At 40.8% G+C, this 16836-nt stretch carries 13 protein-coding genes; 1 reads left to right on the forward strand and 12 read right to left on the reverse strand.

Translation table 11 applies throughout. The features are described from left to right. The 10 genes from AAAT93_RS12205 to AAAT93_RS12250 all read right to left on the reverse strand — a co-directional run bounded on the left by AAAT93_RS12205 (position 1) and on the right by AAAT93_RS12250 (position 14196). The gene (locus AAAT93_RS12205; protein WP_227573266.1) at positions 1–3135 is read right to left on the reverse strand and encodes a hypothetical protein; all 3135 of its coding nucleotides are present in this window, start codon (positions 3133–3135) and stop codon (positions 1–3) included. After that, positions 3136–4839 (reverse strand): type II secretion system protein, encoded by a 1704-nt coding sequence (locus AAAT93_RS12210; RefSeq protein ID WP_021985202.1) that lies wholly within the window; start codon positions 4837–4839, stop codon positions 3136–3138. A gap of 16 nt (positions 4840–4855) precedes the next feature. Continuing rightward, positions 4856–5998 (reverse strand): hypothetical protein, encoded by a 1143-nt coding sequence (locus AAAT93_RS12215; protein ID WP_021985203.1) that lies wholly within the window; start codon positions 5996–5998, stop codon positions 4856–4858. Positions 5999–6013: 15 nt separating this feature from the next. Then, positions 6014–7639 (reverse strand): type IV pilus assembly protein PilM, encoded by a 1626-nt coding sequence (gene pilM, locus AAAT93_RS12220; protein ID WP_021985204.1) that lies wholly within the window; start codon positions 7637–7639, stop codon positions 6014–6016. 58 nt (positions 7640–7697) lie between these two features. Beyond that, entirely contained in the window at positions 7698–8441 is a 744-nt protein-coding gene (locus tag AAAT93_RS12225) for a prepilin peptidase (protein WP_021985205.1), read from the reverse strand. 83 nt (positions 8442–8524) lie between these two features. Continuing rightward, entirely contained in the window at positions 8525–9136 is a 612-nt protein-coding gene (locus AAAT93_RS12230; RefSeq protein ID WP_227573267.1) for a type II secretion system protein, read from the reverse strand. 82 nt (positions 9137–9218) lie between these two features. Continuing rightward, positions 9219–10421, reverse strand: coding sequence for a type II secretion system F family protein (locus tag AAAT93_RS12235; protein WP_227573268.1), 1203 nt, complete (start codon positions 10419–10421; stop codon positions 9219–9221). A 137-nt stretch (positions 10422–10558) separates the two neighbouring features. Further along, a complete protein-coding gene (locus AAAT93_RS12240; protein ID WP_021985208.1) occupies positions 10559–11611 on the reverse strand; it encodes a type IV pilus twitching motility protein PilT in 1053 nt (350 codons plus the stop codon). A 32-nt stretch (positions 11612–11643) separates the two neighbouring features. Continuing rightward, the gene (locus AAAT93_RS12245) at positions 11644–13371 is read right to left on the reverse strand and encodes a GspE/PulE family protein (protein ID WP_227573269.1); all 1728 of its coding nucleotides are present in this window, start codon (positions 13369–13371) and stop codon (positions 11644–11646) included. A gap of 150 nt (positions 13372–13521) precedes the next feature. Then, complete coding sequence (locus AAAT93_RS12250) at positions 13522–14196, reverse strand: CPBP family intramembrane glutamic endopeptidase (protein WP_021985210.1); 675 nt, start codon at positions 14194–14196, stop codon at positions 13522–13524. 113 nt (positions 14197–14309) lie between these two features. Here AAAT93_RS12250 and sigK point away from each other — a divergent pair, with 113 nt between their 5' ends. After that, on the forward strand, positions 14310–14933 hold the full coding sequence (sigK, locus tag AAAT93_RS12255) for an RNA polymerase sporulation sigma factor SigK (RefSeq protein WP_021985211.1): 624 nt from the start codon (positions 14310–14312) through the stop codon (positions 14931–14933). On the opposite strand, the gene AAAT93_RS12260 is transcribed toward sigK, so the two are convergent. Together AAAT93_RS12260 and AAAT93_RS12265 are read right to left on the reverse strand one after the other, a co-directional pair. Continuing rightward, complete coding sequence (locus tag AAAT93_RS12260; protein ID WP_021985212.1) at positions 14905–16164, reverse strand: peptidase U32 family protein; 1260 nt, start codon at positions 16162–16164, stop codon at positions 14905–14907. The genes sigK and AAAT93_RS12260 overlap by 29 nt on opposite strands. Before the next feature lie 24 nt (positions 16165–16188). Further along, the gene (locus AAAT93_RS12265) at positions 16189–16836 is read right to left on the reverse strand and encodes an O-methyltransferase (protein ID WP_227573270.1); all 648 of its coding nucleotides are present in this window, start codon (positions 16834–16836) and stop codon (positions 16189–16191) included.

The following is a 16836-nucleotide window of genomic DNA, read 5'->3' on the forward strand; positions in this document are numbered from 1 at the left end:
CTATTCCACATTCTTCATCCAGTTTGCGAAGCTTACAACATCTGTATAATCAATCATATCAATTGATTTTGCTTCGGAGGCGTCTGTGGAAGATGCATCCTCTTCCTTTGGCTCATATCCACGGAACAGACTCAATATCAATTTTGAATTATCATCTCCAGTCAGTAAGCATTCACGCAATACTGCTCTACAAATCTCAGCGGAAGAAGCAATTGTTTTTACATTTCCTGCAACATATACTTTACCACCGGCAATAATCACACCTTCAAAATCTGTGACACCATTCTCAGCCGATGTATCAAAGTATACATCTCCCTTTGTGATTACAACGCCTCGTACCTCACCTTTATCTTCCTTCTTTGCCTTGACAACTACATCTGAATTACTTATCCATACAGAGTACCCAGATGCAAGATCCATAACATTTGCGCCCGAATCTGTACCAGAAATATTAGGTGTAATGTTTGTGCTCTCTGTTATCTTCGACATATCCAGGAACTTATTAATTGGTGTGATACTTCCATCGCCAAGATCTTCATCATTGACAACCGCCTTAATATACTGCTTCTCTACTGCATTGTTTGCAAGTGTAACCGAATCTAATGTAGGATCCTGACTATAATGTCCCAGATTCCACTTCATATAGTCATATTCCATTTCCAAATCATTGGAAAGCTGATATGCATCTGTATACTTTGATTCCTTTCCGTTTGCATCTACTGAACCAAGCCAGCTATTTCCCTCATTCATGTCCTTCAGACTATCAGAAGTCAAAAGCTTTGTAAGTGCATCTGTATTGTCTGCTCTGACAATACTAAATGTTGTATCTTTCTTCGTTGTAATTGCACCGCTGGAATAAATACTTACATTTGGATCAAGATCTGCATCCGGAAGAACAATATTTCCAGCATCAAAATCCTCATAATCGCCAATATCTACCAAATATTCTGCAATTACACTATCTGTAAGCCCGGTCTTATTTGTTGCTGCTACATATTTTCTATGCATTTCCAATTCAGCATCATAATCTTCAATAAAGCCTGCAGCAAAATACTGTGCAGACGGGAATTCATCTAACCATGCACTATACTCTGCATTTGTCATCTGTCCTGCCATTACTCTAGCACGATACAGCAGTTCCGTCTGAGTGTATGCAGTCTGGAAATCATAATAATAATACTTCTTACCAGATATTTCCTGCAATACACATGGTACCTTACCATCAAACTGATAAGATGGGAAATACTTTTCAAACAAATCACTGCCCTTTAATGCTGGTGGAAGTTCTGCCAGATAATATCCAAGCGACTCCCCTTTGTCATTCTTAGCAAGCTTAGGGATTCCATTATAGGTTACTGGAATATAAGCTTCCTGGTTACTCTTTAATGAAATACTCTCACCCATCTTATAATCGCGGATGGTTGTAGTCTTATTATCATCTGTCCGCAATGCATCTGGCATTTCCGGATTATAATCCGTTGGATGATATGCATATGTATCCTTCACTGTGTTTACAACTGCATCATCTTCTCTTGTCGTTCCATCTACGCTGTTTACATCCTTTGAAAGCTCAATGTATGTACGTCCTGCTAAGAACAATGTTTTTGCCTGTGCCAAATTCAATGTTGACTGCTCACCATTTACGATAATAGCACTACTGTTATAATGCCCGCGATTTTCTGTTTTCTTATTACCTGCTGCATCTGTAACTTCAATCTGGAAGTTTGCGGCATCCACAACTGGTGTAAACTTACGATCATCTTTCTCTGTGCTGTCTCCATAGCCAAAATAGCTACCAGTTAACTGGAAAGAAGATCCTGCAGCATTTACTTCCGTGTCATCTTTTACATACATATTTGCTTTCATAATTGCCTCTGCGCCTTTGTATGTTGTTGTGACAGTACCATCTTTTGCTGTATTATCTTTAACTGTACTATAACCATCTAATACAATATTGTCTGTCCATACCTCAGATTCTGCTGTCTGGCTTCCATTCTTACCATAGACAGAAAGAGATCCCTTATCCATAACTGCCATTGTACCTGGTACAATAACCGTATCTGCCATAATAGATACCTGAGAACCATTTACATAGAATCCTGAGTATTTACTCTTAATTGTTGCACCATCATAATAATCGTTTCTTCCTGCAACCTCCGTTTGATTGTTCTGTGTTGCATAATTATTATAATAGGTATATGTACTTGAAGTTTTCTCTCCCTTGGCACTCTTTGATGTTACACTGCCATGCTGATATAATTCTGCAATATTAACATTTTCTCCATCTTCCTGTTCAATCTCATAAGTGTCGGATGTGGTAAGCTTTTTACTATCATCACTTACATCTTCATCCCATGTGCTTTCGTTATACTGCTTATTATAATAATCAGAAGCAGCATATACATTACCAGCAATGGTAAGCGGAACTGTTGGCTGATCAACCTCAACACCCATATCCGCTACTAAAGCATACTTGAAAATGTTAGGATCTGTATCATTCATAGAATCGAACAATACTGCAAAATCAGGATTGCCAATTACGATATCTGTTGTGATGCTCTGTGTAAACACACCATTTGCAGATGAACGATTGTATTCCTGCGTACGGCTTAACTTCAGATTCTTAATGATCTTACCAACCTTATTATTGTTTTCATCTTCATAATCTACAACCTGTATCCGGCTCGCATCCAATTTTACCGAATCATTTGTGATATAAGATGTCAACTTTACTGCCAAATCATCCAAGCTTACTTTAAAGAATGGATTATTCTGCAGCTGACGGTAGAACTCTTTTGAGAACATCTCCTGAGCCTCGTCCTGTGTTTTCGTCACATAACGTCCCTTAATCAGATCATACTCAACCATATTCTCTACCGTATAAACATATGCATCCTGCAAGTCTTCCACTGTCTGTGAACCCACACCTGCATAAATTTCATTTAACGCCTGCTCAACATAATAGAAATTATCCCGGTCATTCAGCTCCTGTAGTTTTAACCGATAAGACTGAACTGCAGCTGCTAACAACGCTCCAACAATAATTCCAATAAACGCAACAGAAACGACTACCATTACAATACTGGAGCCGGCATTACTTTTTAGTTTTTTCAACAGTTTTTTGAATTTTTTCAACTAATTAGCCCCCTTTGCTCCAGATAACCGAACTGTATTCAAGCTCTCCTTGTCCGGTGTTAATTTTACTGTAACTGTGTATAATCTTTCTGATTCTCGTGTATCTTCACTAAGCATATACAGAACCTTCATATCTCCAGTCGTTGTTGTTCCATCGGAAGATACTGTATTTGTAACATAAGAATTACCCAATGCATATTTGAGATAAACCGCATCCACTTCATTTTCTACGGAACTTCTTGATTCTTTCTCTCCCTTTACATAATCAAACACTCCTGAAAATGCATCTGACTGGAACTGAGAATCATTATCTCCATCATAATAACCATTTGTATCAAGATTTGTAAAGATGTATATACGTTTGTAGCCATCTGGATTTGTTGCCTTACCAGTGCTATCAAGTTCTACAGATGTATTGTTATTCTTACTTGCAAGATGTATCGTAACTTTTCTTGTCTGTGTTGAATCAGTATAGTATGTATAATATTCTGCTTTCTTATCAGGAACTCCATCTCCATCTGAATCTATCGTATAATAATCATCCAAGCTTGCCTTGGCATTCTGCTGATCCTTATACGGTTTATAGAGATACAGTTTGCTCTCATCTACATTGTTATCAAATAAGATATAATCATCACTCTGATATACCGCATTCTCAGTATTTGCGCCAGAAATACAATACGGCTGGTATTCAAAATAAATTTCCGGTGCCTGCTTTGTATAGAATTTCTGACTGAAAACTGTATAACTTACCATATCATGATAGGAACTCGTCGCAGCACCATCAACAATCAAGCTATATGTATAATCATAATATACATCGGCTTTTACAATATAGTAATCTTTTCCTGTTGAAGCATCTGTTGCCTTATCCGTATATATCTTGATTAATCTCTTTGAATTGTTCATACTATCCTGCGACAATATTGACTCATTATCAACATTCAGCAATGCCTGCTGCCATGATTCATAATCCAATTCACGAAGATGATCCATTGCCTTGGAGAACAACGCCGAAAATGCTTCTGAGTCAAAGCTGGATGTACCACCCAATATAAGCGCAACCGTATTCTTATCAAGGTCATGCATATTACCCAGATTTACATCATTCGGATTTTGTACATAACTTACTGCCGATCCATCGGAATTGGTATCTGTACATACAACTGCTGATACATAACCTTCATCATTATACTTTACAATCGAACCTTCATTGGTGAGTTCAAACCCTTCGCCAAAGGCTGCCAATTCTGTGCTTGTCAGATTATATGCAACTTTATAATGTTTTGGTGCACTCTCTCCACCATACGCACGTACTTTATTTGACAAGTCATCGAGTACTACAACATTTGAATACTTATCTCTCTTAGCTCCAATCTCGCTTTCCGGTAACTGATATTCATATGCAGAATATGTAAGATCCGTTGCGATTTCATTTGCCGATGTATCATACATGGTAACTGAAAGATCTGCATGTATCGTAGGATCTCCATATCGATCATTCAGGTCTTCTCTTGAAACCGTCTGGAATTCCTCCATCTCACTACCAGCCATCTCATTTACCTCCTGGAGAGCTTTTGCCTTCCGGCTTGTCTCCAGGGTATTGGCAAATTGTTTTAAAATCGGAGTTAAAAGGACTGACAATATGGCAACAGCTATGACGATTTCAATCAAAGTGAAACCTTTATTATTTGTTTTTGCCATAAATCCTCACCCTCTCTTAGTATACCTTAACAGTACCTGTCTTGCTGCCTAAGGCAAATCTAGGAGCGCTCTTGTCATCGTCTGCAACCTTCACATAAACCGGAACATCTGTTGAGTTGCTTACACTCAATGTAATTCCATTCTTGTCATCATTATCTACACGAGCAGATGACTCAACATAAATTGTTAAATCCTTATCTGTCAGCTCAAATGAGTAAGAATCGCTGCCCATTGCAACCTCGACCATATTCTTACCATCCTCATCTGTAATTGTAAGTGTAACCTTCTCAACATCGTTTGCTGTTGAGCTTACCTTGTTGCTTCCTGCACTTACAATAATACCATCTGAGCTGTCTCCATTTGCATTGTTCAAACCAATCAGGATATCATGATCACTCGCGATATCTTCACCCTGACCTGCATCATGGCTGGAAGTCTGTACAGATGCTGCACCAGGACCTCCAAGGAAGATATTAGATACACCTTCTGGTACATCTACATCCACACTATCTGCTTCACGTCCACCACCTGTTATACAATATGCATTCAAAGAAATGCTTCCTGAATATACATCATCCTGTGAATTATATGCAATGTTGAAAGAAGAAATATTCATTCTGTACTTATATCCCATAATATAATCAATGAAATCCTTCAAGCCTTCATATGATCCTGTATATGTAATAGGAAATGCTGCTGACATACACTGATAATCACCAGATCCAACAGTCGTTGTATCTTCATCCGTTGCTTCTTCTGTATCGCTTGTATCATTAGACGCACTTGCTGCTGCACTTAAACTGTAGAATGTCTCAGGCTGTCCAAGGCCAACAGAGTTTACACCAAACTGTAAATTCCCCTCATCCTTTTCAACACCTTTGATGAACATAACAGAAATTTCCTGATCCAATGTTGCAGGGAAATATGCCAGTCTGTCAGCAAAAAGCTTTTCATATTCAGCAGTCTTTTCCTCATACATGTCACGATCTTTCTGTTTTGCATTTAATTCATCATAGCGAGCCTGTAATGTGTCTACCTCTGACTGAATTGAATCTGCAGTGCTCATATTATCCTTAAATACATACAGATATGTAAGGCCTAAAATTGCAACTGCCACGATAAATAAAATAATTTTAATATTACTTTTGCTTAATTTCATACTCTGCTCCCTCCCTTACTCAGCTTCTGCTTCTGTCGTTTCAGTATCCCCGGCATCATCAGTTGAAGCTTCAGGGTTTTCCATCATCGGTACATAGTTGACTGTGACAGTAAATTCATATGTGATTTCTCCATCTGTATCCTTCTTTGAAATGCTTGCTACATACGCATTGTCTACACAATCAATTGTCTTCAGCTGCATAATAAAATCTGCAATTGCATCATAGCTTGTTGATACACATGGCATTGATACACCGTTGTTATCAGATGAGAATGATGATACGACTATACTTGTAGGAATCTTACTCTCTAATTCTGAGATAAACTGTCTTGCATTTTCGTTCAACTGGTATGTTGTATAGTACATAGACTCCATGTCTGTATACTTTGCTTCAGCTGCATCATATGCATCGATAATATCTTCAATATCACTGATTCTTGCAATATCTGACTCTAACTGATCTCGTTTTTCAGTCACAGTATTCTTCTTATTAATAGAATAGAACGCCATGCCAGCTGCACCAATTGCAGCAACTGCGATCAATGCAATAAACGGAGCCAGACTTCCGTCTGCCTTTGTTGCGGATGCTGCTACATCTGCAAGTTCAAATCCCATTGGAGCAAACGCTGCTCCGATTGGAGTAACAAGATATACCGGATTGTATACTTTCAAGTCGATACTTGGATCAAACTTGATATTGTACAATGTATCCATAATTCGTGTGCTGACATTCAACTGTACTTTAAAAAGTCCGTCAATACCGCGAATCAACGCACCATCACCAGTCAGGAATACATCCTCAATTGGCTTGTCCGGGTTCTTTGATGCATAGAAGTCCATAACACGTCCAATGTTGTTAATCAAATAACGGAATGCACCAGTTACTTCGTTATCATCAAAATCTACAGTGATCAAGCGATCGTTCTGGAGCAATGTCATAGCGGTTGTTGCATCAACGCCCTTGTCATCCATGACTACATTTACAACAGAGTTTGTACCATATGGAACCGTTCTCTGTAACAGCAGGTTATCGCCCTGTACAATATTCAATACTGTACTCTCGCTACCTAACTGGATAACCATGGTTGTTGTGTTCTGATTTGTCTGTGTTTTAATAAGCTGGAGCATTGCATTACCGATATAATCCAGTGCAACGACATTCAATCCAGCCATCTGACCTAAGTCATAATAAGACTTTACCATATGCTCCGGTGCTGCAACCGCAAGTACGCGAAGCTGCTTGTTATTCTCTTCATCTGTTACTGTCTCAAGCACAGAATGAGAAACAACATAATCTTCTATATTTACAGGGAAATACTCGGATGAGTTTGAATTGATAATTCCTCTGATCTTTTTCTCTGGAACAAACGGTATCATAACCTCTCTGTTTACAATCTTTGTCGATGAAAGAACGAAGATCGCATTCTTATTATTAATACCGCGAGCCATCAACTGCTGTGTAATTGCCTCTGCAATCTTCTCTGGCTCCTTTAATACACCATCTTCATAGGAATCTTCTGGTGTTTCAAAAATGATGATATTATGAATCATCGTCTGCTTTTTTGCTGAAGCAGTCAGCTCAATAATTGTAATACTTTCGTTTGTGATATCAATCGATAACACTTTATTGCTTTTTGCCATTCGTTATAGCCTCCCTCGCTAATCAGTGATTTTATATGTAGGACTTTCGTCCATATACTTATAGGTACCAGCTCACGAGCTGTTCACCCCATATCATTGCTATAAATATACCCATAGATAAATATGGGCCAAAAGCCAGCTTTCTGCCAGCTTTCTTAACAGCCATTCGTATGAGATGTACCACCGTTCCGATGATACACGCCATGATAAATGCTACCGTAATTAGTTTCCAGCCCATCAGTAAGCCGGTTGCCGCCATAAGCTTTATGTCACCGTGTCCTATGCCTCTCCCCTTTGTAACAAGATTAATGAGAAGTAAAAAAACGCTGACAGCAAACAAACCGATTACATACTGACTCCAATTACTTATATCTGTAAAGAGTCTAACCAGTCCCAAAATTAGTATAAAAATATTGAATCCCAAGGGGATTTCCTGTGTACGCCAATCTATGACGCTTAACGCTAGTAAGGCAGAAGCACACAGGCAATAAAGGAACGTTTCCAATGTGATTCCTTTTGCGAGGAAGACAACCACATATATGATTCCATTTGCAGCCTCCACAATCGGGTACTGTACTGAAATATGTGCCTTACAATGCCTGCACTTTCCACCTAAAAATAAATAACTAAATAAAGGTATGAGTTCATACCAGGATAAGGTATGCCCACATGTCATACAATGAGACCGTTTTAAGGTTATGCTTTCTTTTATCGGAAGTCTTAAAATTAAAACATTGACAAAACTACCGATTACAATTCCATATAACGCAAAAAAAATGCTAAATACTATTGTTACTAACATCGTCCTAACCTTTCCGTCTCATTTTTAACAGATTCCACCCGATCATTCGAGTGGAATCTGTTTTTGTGATTTAATCACATATTTTACTGATATGCTGCACAGCACTCTGGGCTGATGATGTATGCAGAATCATACTCAGCAACCTTTGCTCCAGATGGTGTAGCTGTAGGAGCTGTATCGGAACCGATCATTACATATACTGTACCCTTTGCAGTGATTGCTGCATAGAACTTCTCCGGCTTAACTACACATGCTGCTGCGCTATCATCTTTGTTAGCCTTTGTGTACTTAAGCTTTGGAATCTTCTCACCAATGTTTGTACCAATTTCTGTCAATGCAAGAGTTCCAACATCTGCAACACTAACCCCTGTAGTTGGCTCTTCACAACCTGAAATTGTCATTGCATCATTAGTCATTGTTGCTGTTGATGTAGATTCTCCCGGGTTAAATGTGATGAGTGTAAAATCAGCATCATCATCACCGCAGTTTGTCAAGAATGCATATACATCCTCATTACCAAGTGCAGTCTCAACTGCTGTCTTAATTGTCTTACATGAGCTAACATCGTTAGACTTTCTTGACTTATCAATGTAACGAATCAATGCAGGAGCGATTGCACCAGCAAGGATTGCCATGATAGCAATAACGATAATCAACTCTACGAGTGAGAAACCTTTGTTGTTTGTTTTCTTCATAAATTTACTCTCCTTTTCTTTATATAGTTTTTTCTATGATAAAACCGAAGTCCTCGCCCAACGGTTTGTATCCAATTTCACTTTAATAACTATCAATTGCGTCGTACATGCTAAGCATTGGACTGTAGATAGCCATTACGATACCGCCGACAACAACACCCATGATTACGATGATGAGTGGTTCCATTGCTGCTGTAAGTGCATCTGTTGCATCATTTACTTCCATCTCGTAGTAATCTGCAACCTTGTCCATCATATCTTCGATATTACCAGTTTCCTCACCGATCTTTGTCATCTGAGGAAGCATCGGTGGGAAGATTCCACAATCGCGAAGTGGTTTGGAAAGCGGAACACCTTTTGCAATCTGTGTCTTCGCATCCAAAAGTGCTTCCCGAATGATCCGGTTATTGATCATCTTTGCGACCTGCTCCACTGCATCGATCAAACTGATACCAGAAGCCATCAAAGTTGCCATCGTACGAGAGAATGTTGCTGCGGCTGACTTAATCGTCAGATTACCAAACAATGGGAATTTAATGCCAATCTTTGCATACATCAATGATCCAGGTTCTGTCTTGCCAAATGCTTTCAAGCCAAATACGATCGCTGCAACAATAATCACCAAGATATACCACTTATGCTGCAAGAAGTTACTTAAGTTTACAAGCATCTGTGTAGCCGCCGGAAGTTCTGATCCCAAATCGTCAAACATCTGTGAAAACTGTGGGATAACGCCAACCAGTAACACTGCTACAACCGCTGCAACGACAATCAAGATAACGATTGGATATGTAACTGCACCTTTCACCTTTGAATGCAGTGCATTTGCTGTCTCAAAGTGTGTTGTCAGACGATCAAAACAGATTTCCAGATTACCGGACATCTCACCAGCCGCTGTCATGTTGATCATAATCGGCGGGAATACCTTTGGATTCAATTTGAATGCATCCGCCAGTGTACCACCCTTTTGCACATACGACTGAGCTTCCTGTAATGCGCGTTTCAAAGTTTTGTTTTCCAGCTGTTCTGACATCATTTCCAACGCACTGATAATCGTAACACCTGCATTCAGAACTGCCGAGAACTGCTTACAGAACACTGCCAAATCTTTATCTTTGACTTTCTTGCCGCCTCCCTTTTTTCCGGCGCCCTGTTCTTTTATATCCTGGACAATCAGTCCTTCGGACTTCAGCTTTTCTTTTGCCTTGTCAAGGTTAATCGCCTCTATCGAGCCTTTTTTCGCCTTGCCGTTTTTGTCCATGGCTTTGTAATTGTATTGTGCCATTTTAACTCCTCCGACCTCTTATTTTTCTAAAAAATGAACATTTTATGAACAATTTATATACTGATACTACTCTATTTGATAGTTTTTTGCAATAAAGTTCAATAAAATAATTTAATTTTGTGAAACTTGCACAAATGTTACATCTGTTTCTTCATTGCAACCTGATCCTGTGCATACACAAGTGCCATATCTCTGGTGATCGTTCCACTCTTATACAAATCCAAGATATAATCATCCAGTGTAATCATACCCTGTGCACGGCTTGTCTGAATCGTAGACTGGATCTGATGGTTCTTCTGCTCACGAATCAAGCTTCGGATTGCCGGGCTGGCAAGCATAACCTCGAACGCTGCCACTCGTCCATGCCCATCTGCTGTCGGAATCAGTGCCTGTGAGATAACCCCTTCCAGAATCATCGCTAACTGGATACGTGTCTGCTGCTGCTGATGTGTTGGGAACACGTCGATGATACGGTCGATCGTAGATGCCGCACCAATTGTATGCAGTGTGGAGAATACCAGGTGTCCAGTCTCAGCAGCCGTAATCGCTGTAGAGATTGTCTCAAGGTCACGCATCTCTCCTACGAGGATGATATCCGGATCCTCACGGAGGGCTGCACGAAGTGCATTTGCATAAGAGAGTGTATCCATACCAACTTCTCGCTGGTTTACAACTGATTTTTTATGTTTGTGGATATACTCGATTGGATCTTCCAGTGTAATGATGTGATCGGTCAGGTTTTCATTTGCTTTATTGATAATAGAAGCAAGCGTTGTCGACTTACCGGAACCGGTTGGTCCTGTTACAAGCACCAAGCCTCTTTTCTTCTTATACAACTGTACAACTGCTTCTGGAATTCCTAACTGATCCGGTCTAGGAATAATGGTATCGACCTTTCTGTAAGCAGCCGCCATATTTCCACGATCCATAAATACGTTTACACGGAATCGACCAGTTTCTGGAGATGCGAAGGAAAAATCGACCTCTCCTCGTTCCTTTAAGATCTGCTTATGACGATCATGCATCGTCGAACCAATTGCTTCTGCTGCATCTGCCGGTGTCATTGCCGGAAGTTCTACCTCTGTCAACCGACCGTTGATACGAAGTTTCGGCGGGATACCTACCGCAATATGGATATCGGATGCATTCTGTTCTACGGCGAATGCCAGAAGTTCTTTCATGTCTATCATGTTCTTTTCTCTCCCTCTTTTATATTATAGTTTTAATATTCATCACCCGTCTCATATGTAATCTTCTTCATCTCACTAATCGACGTAATACCGTTCAATACATGTTGTGCTGCACCCATCTTCAAAGTAAGCATGCCTTCTGACAACGCCTGCTTTTCAATGACATCCGCCGTAGCACCCTTGGAGATAACTGCCTGCAGTGCTTTCGATACCGGCATCATCTCATACACACCGATTCGCCCTGCATAACCAGTATCTCCACAAAGTGGACAACCAACCGGCTCATAGATGATGACATCATCATCCATATCCTCTGGTTTGACACCAAGAATTTTCTTTTCTTCCGGTTCTGCTAATCTTGCCTGTTTGCAAGAGCTACAAAGTCTACGAACAAGTCGCTGTGCGATAACACCCACCAACGCATCGCCCGCTACATAAGGCTCAATACCCATATCGATGATACGTGTAACCGTAGATGCGGCTGAGTTTGTATGCAGTGTGGATACTACCAAATGTCCGGTGATAGCCGCCTGAACAGCAATCTGTGCAGTCTCACTGTCTCGAATCTCTCCGATCATAATAATATCCGGATCCTGACGGAGGATAGATCGAAGGGCTGCCGCGAAAGTCATCTCTGCTTTTACATTTACCTGAACCTGATTGATACCGTCGATATTTGCCTCGACAGGATCTTCTACCGTGATAATATTTACATCTTCGGTATTTAACTCACTCAATGATGTATACAGTGTAGTTGATTTACCGGAACCGGTTGGTCCTGTTACAAGGATGATTCCATGTGGGTTACTCAGGATGCCGTCAAACACCTTCAATTCCTTTGGTCCAAATCCAAGCGCGCTCTTCGGTTTCGTCAGACCGTCCTTGGAAGTAAGTCTCATAACGGTTTTCTCACCATATACAGTTGGAAGGATAGATACACGGACATCGTACTCTCTCCGGTCAACCATAATTGTGATACGACCATCCTGTGGTTTACGTTTCTCTGCGATATCCATACCGCCGATGATCTTGATACGGGCACTGATACCTGCCAGAAGTCCAATATCGTAGGTCATAACATGCTTCAACGCACCATCAATACGGTAACGAACTCGAACGCTACTCTCCAGCGGTTCGATATGTATATCGGAAGCTCTCTGTCTGACACCGCTCTCGATAATCTGCTTTACCAGAAGTACGATTGGCGAGTTCTCGATATCTTCATTCAGCGCCTCTTCATCCGCATCATTGACGCCGTTCTCCTGCATCTCCTTACGGTACTGCTCAGCAGCCTCCATTGCCTGTGCATTACCATAATATTTACCAATTGCCTCCATGACATCATCTTCCATGGCAAGCAATGGTTCTACCTGTGTATTTGTCGCAATACCGATATCATCGATAGCATTTAAATCCATTGGATCTACCATTGCCACTCGCAGGATATTCGGATTATTCTCATCATATCCAATCGGGATTGCCTTATATTTGTTGACCAGGTTTTCCGGTACCTGTTTCAACAAATCTTCATCCAGTTTGCAGGCTTTCAGCTCAATGTAATCAATTCCCATCTGTGTCGTCAATACTGTAATCAAAAGTTCCTGGCTAATAAAGCCAAGTTCCATGATTACATTACCGATACGACCACCATTTTCCTTCTGATAGGCAAGTGCCTCCTGAAGCTCTTCTTCCGTAATAGCCCCCGCTTCAACAAGCAAATCACCTATACGAATCTTTTTTCTTCCTCCAGTTATTCGCATAGCAATACCCTCTCATAAATTTTATAGTATGTACAATTATAGCATAGCCTATTTGAAAAAAAAAGCAATTTTTTGATATCTGTTTAAATCTGTCTAAGTCGTTTATTTTACATAACATTATGGTTCTTCAAGATTTTCATTTATCCAAGCCTACACCTTATCCAGCATATACGGAATAAAGCATATAGCAAAGTCATACATTCCATGAATCGCTGCTACCATAATATAATTGCACTTATTCCATTTATTGTATAATAGCGTGTATATAGCCCCGACGCAAAACGCAAATACCGCGTTTGATATATTATGTTGAAATAAGTGTGATAGTCCAAATAAAACGTTTGCTAAAATCGGAGCTATCCATTTTGCCTTATCTGTTACACTTTCCAAGCTTTCTTTAAATGCCACTCTATAAATGAGTTCTTCTGCAGGTCCAACCGAAAAAACGTAATATATAAAAAAGAAGACTATTGTCCACATATTATTGGTATAAAATCTTCCCACTGTTATTCCCATTTGATTTGCAATCACAAGCCACAAACAAGAAAGTGCTACTCCAATTACTACACCAATCCCAAAATCAAAAATCCATTTTTTATTAACTAATTGAACTCTTTGTTTAATACAATAAACAATAGATGGGACTGCTATCAGCCACGGAACTACTATTAACGATATTCTATATAAATGCATATTCCAAATATAGTCAGGCAGCCCCATCAGCACAGCCGATAATATAAATGTAAACAAAAACAACCGAACGAATTGAAAAACTTCCTTTTCCTTTTTTAGATGTATCTGCACATCATGTTTTAAGTGAAACATAACCCTCTCCTTCCCAAACCATTAGAATCATCATACCATCTTTTTCCATCTTGGAAAAGCACTATTTTCCATCATTCGTCATAGTATATACAAAGAGGGATAGCGAGGCAGCCATGCAGACTTTTCATCACCCGCTCTCTCCCGAAGAGGAATCGCATTATCTGCAAAAAGCAAAGGCGGGCGATCTATCCGCGCGCAATATCCTTGTAGAATACAATCTGCGTCTCGTCGCGCATATCGTCAAGAAATATCAGACTGGAAACCGCTCCACCGAGGATCTGATTTCCATCGGCACGATCGGCCTGATCAAAGCGATCAATACATATGATACCGACAAAGGTTCAAAGCTTGTCACCTACGCCAGTCGCTGTATCGAAAATGAACTTTTGATGCGGCTTCGTCAGGAACGCAAGGAAGCGCGTGAGATTTCCCTGTACGAACCAATCGGCACCGACCGGGAGGGAAATGAGATCAGTTTGATGGATGTCATCCGAATCGACGAAGAAAATGTGCTTTTGAATGTTATCACGTCCGAAAGTCTCAGAAATATCAATGACTTGTTTACCGAAATATTAGATGACCGCGAGCAGCAGGTAATCGCGCTCCGTTACGGTTTATATGACAATCAGGAGCTTACGCAGAAAGAGATTTCAAACCTACTCCATATCTCGCGCTCCTATGTCTCACGGATAGAGAAAAAGGCACTGCTTAAGCTGCGCAGTGCCTTGTGCGTATAATCATACCTTTTCTGATTTTCTCTGAATTTGAAACCTTCACACAGAGTAACTGTTTTGGATGCGGTGCAGATTCCATCTCTGTGCCGTGTTCGTCATGAATTGCAAGAACCTCTACGTCCACATTCTCGCCGTCAAACGCCATAACCTCGATTGCATCACCCACGCAGAATTTATTCTTCTGGTGGATAACCAGTTCTCCTGCCGCTGTCACTTCTTCAACTGTACCAAGGTAGACACGGTTCTTCACATAGGTGTTACAGTCGTAAATCTGTGTCTCCTCGTTTGGTTTTCCATAATAAAAACCAGTTGTAAACTGACGGAATGTGCATGCTGCGATTTCCTCACGGTAATGTTCCATCTTGCTCTCATACAATTCCTTCGATGTATAGTAATCATCAATTGCCTCCCGGTATGTCCGGGTAACAACTGCTACATACAGTGCTGTCTTCATACGTCCTTCTACCTTGAAAGAGTTGATTCCTGCGTCAATCATATCCGGGATATGCTCAATCATGCAGAGGTCCTTGGAATTAAAGATATACGTGCCTCTGTCATCTTCTTCCACTGGAAGATATTCGCCCGGTCGCTTCTCCTCCACAACCGCATATTTCCAACGGCATGGATGCGTGCAGGCTCCCTGATTTGCATCTCTGCCTGTAAAATAACTGCTGAGCAGGCATCTTCCGGAATAAGATATACACATCGCTCCATGCATAAATGCCTCGATCTCCATATCTGCCGGAATATGTTCCCGGATCGTTTTGATTTCCTTTAATGAAAGTTCCCGCGCCGCTACCACACGCGTCGCGCCCTGTTTTCTCCAGAAATCGTAGATCAAGTAATTCGTATTGTTCGCCTGTGTACTGACATGAATCTCAATGCCCGGCAGGATTTCCTTCGCCAATGTGAAAATACCCGGATCTGAAATGATAAATGCATCTATTTTCTCTTCAAGTCCAGTCTCTTTCAATTCATGGAAATACGCCTTGATTCCATCGATATCCTCATTGTGTGCAAATATATTTACCGTCACATACAGCTTCGCTCCATGCGCATGCACATAGTCTGCTGCTTCATGCATCTCTTCGATTGTGAAATTCCCAGCCTTCGCACGAAGTCCATAATTCTTGCCACCGATATAGACTGCATCTGCGCCATAATCAACTGCCACCTTTAATACTTCCAGACTTCCGGCAGGTATCAATAATTCTGGTTTCTGTAACTTATCCATCTTCGATCCTCTTTCATTTTCCTGTTATTCCTGCACGATTGAGATTGCCATACCATCCCCAACTGGCAGAATGGCTGTCTCCAACCGATCATCATGTGTGAGCACATACAGATATTCCCGCATCCGGTCATGGATCGTGCGGTTCCGCTTTTCCACCAGAAAATGGGATTCTAATACTTCCCCTTCCTGCAGGATGTTGTCCGATACGATCACACCGCCCGGTTTTAACACGCGCAGCACATCTGGCAGATAATAAATATACTGTGCCTTTGCTGCATCGACAAACGCAAACTCATAAGTATCATCTGGAAGCTCCTTCAACGTCTCTGCCGCATCTCCACAGATCACCTGAATCTGCGTCTCTTTTCCAAGCTGTTTGATATTTGTTCTTGCTTCCGCAGTCCGTTCCTCGCTCAATTCCAGCGTTGTGATCTGCGCATCCTCTGACAGAAATCCTGTCATGTAGATAGAAGAATAGCCGACGGCTGTTCCGATCTCCAGAACACGCTTCGGCTTTTTCAATAGTAACTGTGTCTTTAATAATTCTCTTGCCTCTGGCCGGATCACCGGAACACCGCGCTTTACAGCATCCCGATATAATTCTCCCAACGCCCCGGCATCCTCCTTTGCCATCGAACGGACAAAGGATGTAATTCTCGCAAACTCATTCAT

The organism is Coprococcus hominis (ex Arizal et al. 2022), assembly GCF_040094675.1.
GTDB lineage: Bacteria > Bacillota > Clostridia > Lachnospirales > Lachnospiraceae > Coprococcus_C > Coprococcus_C hominis.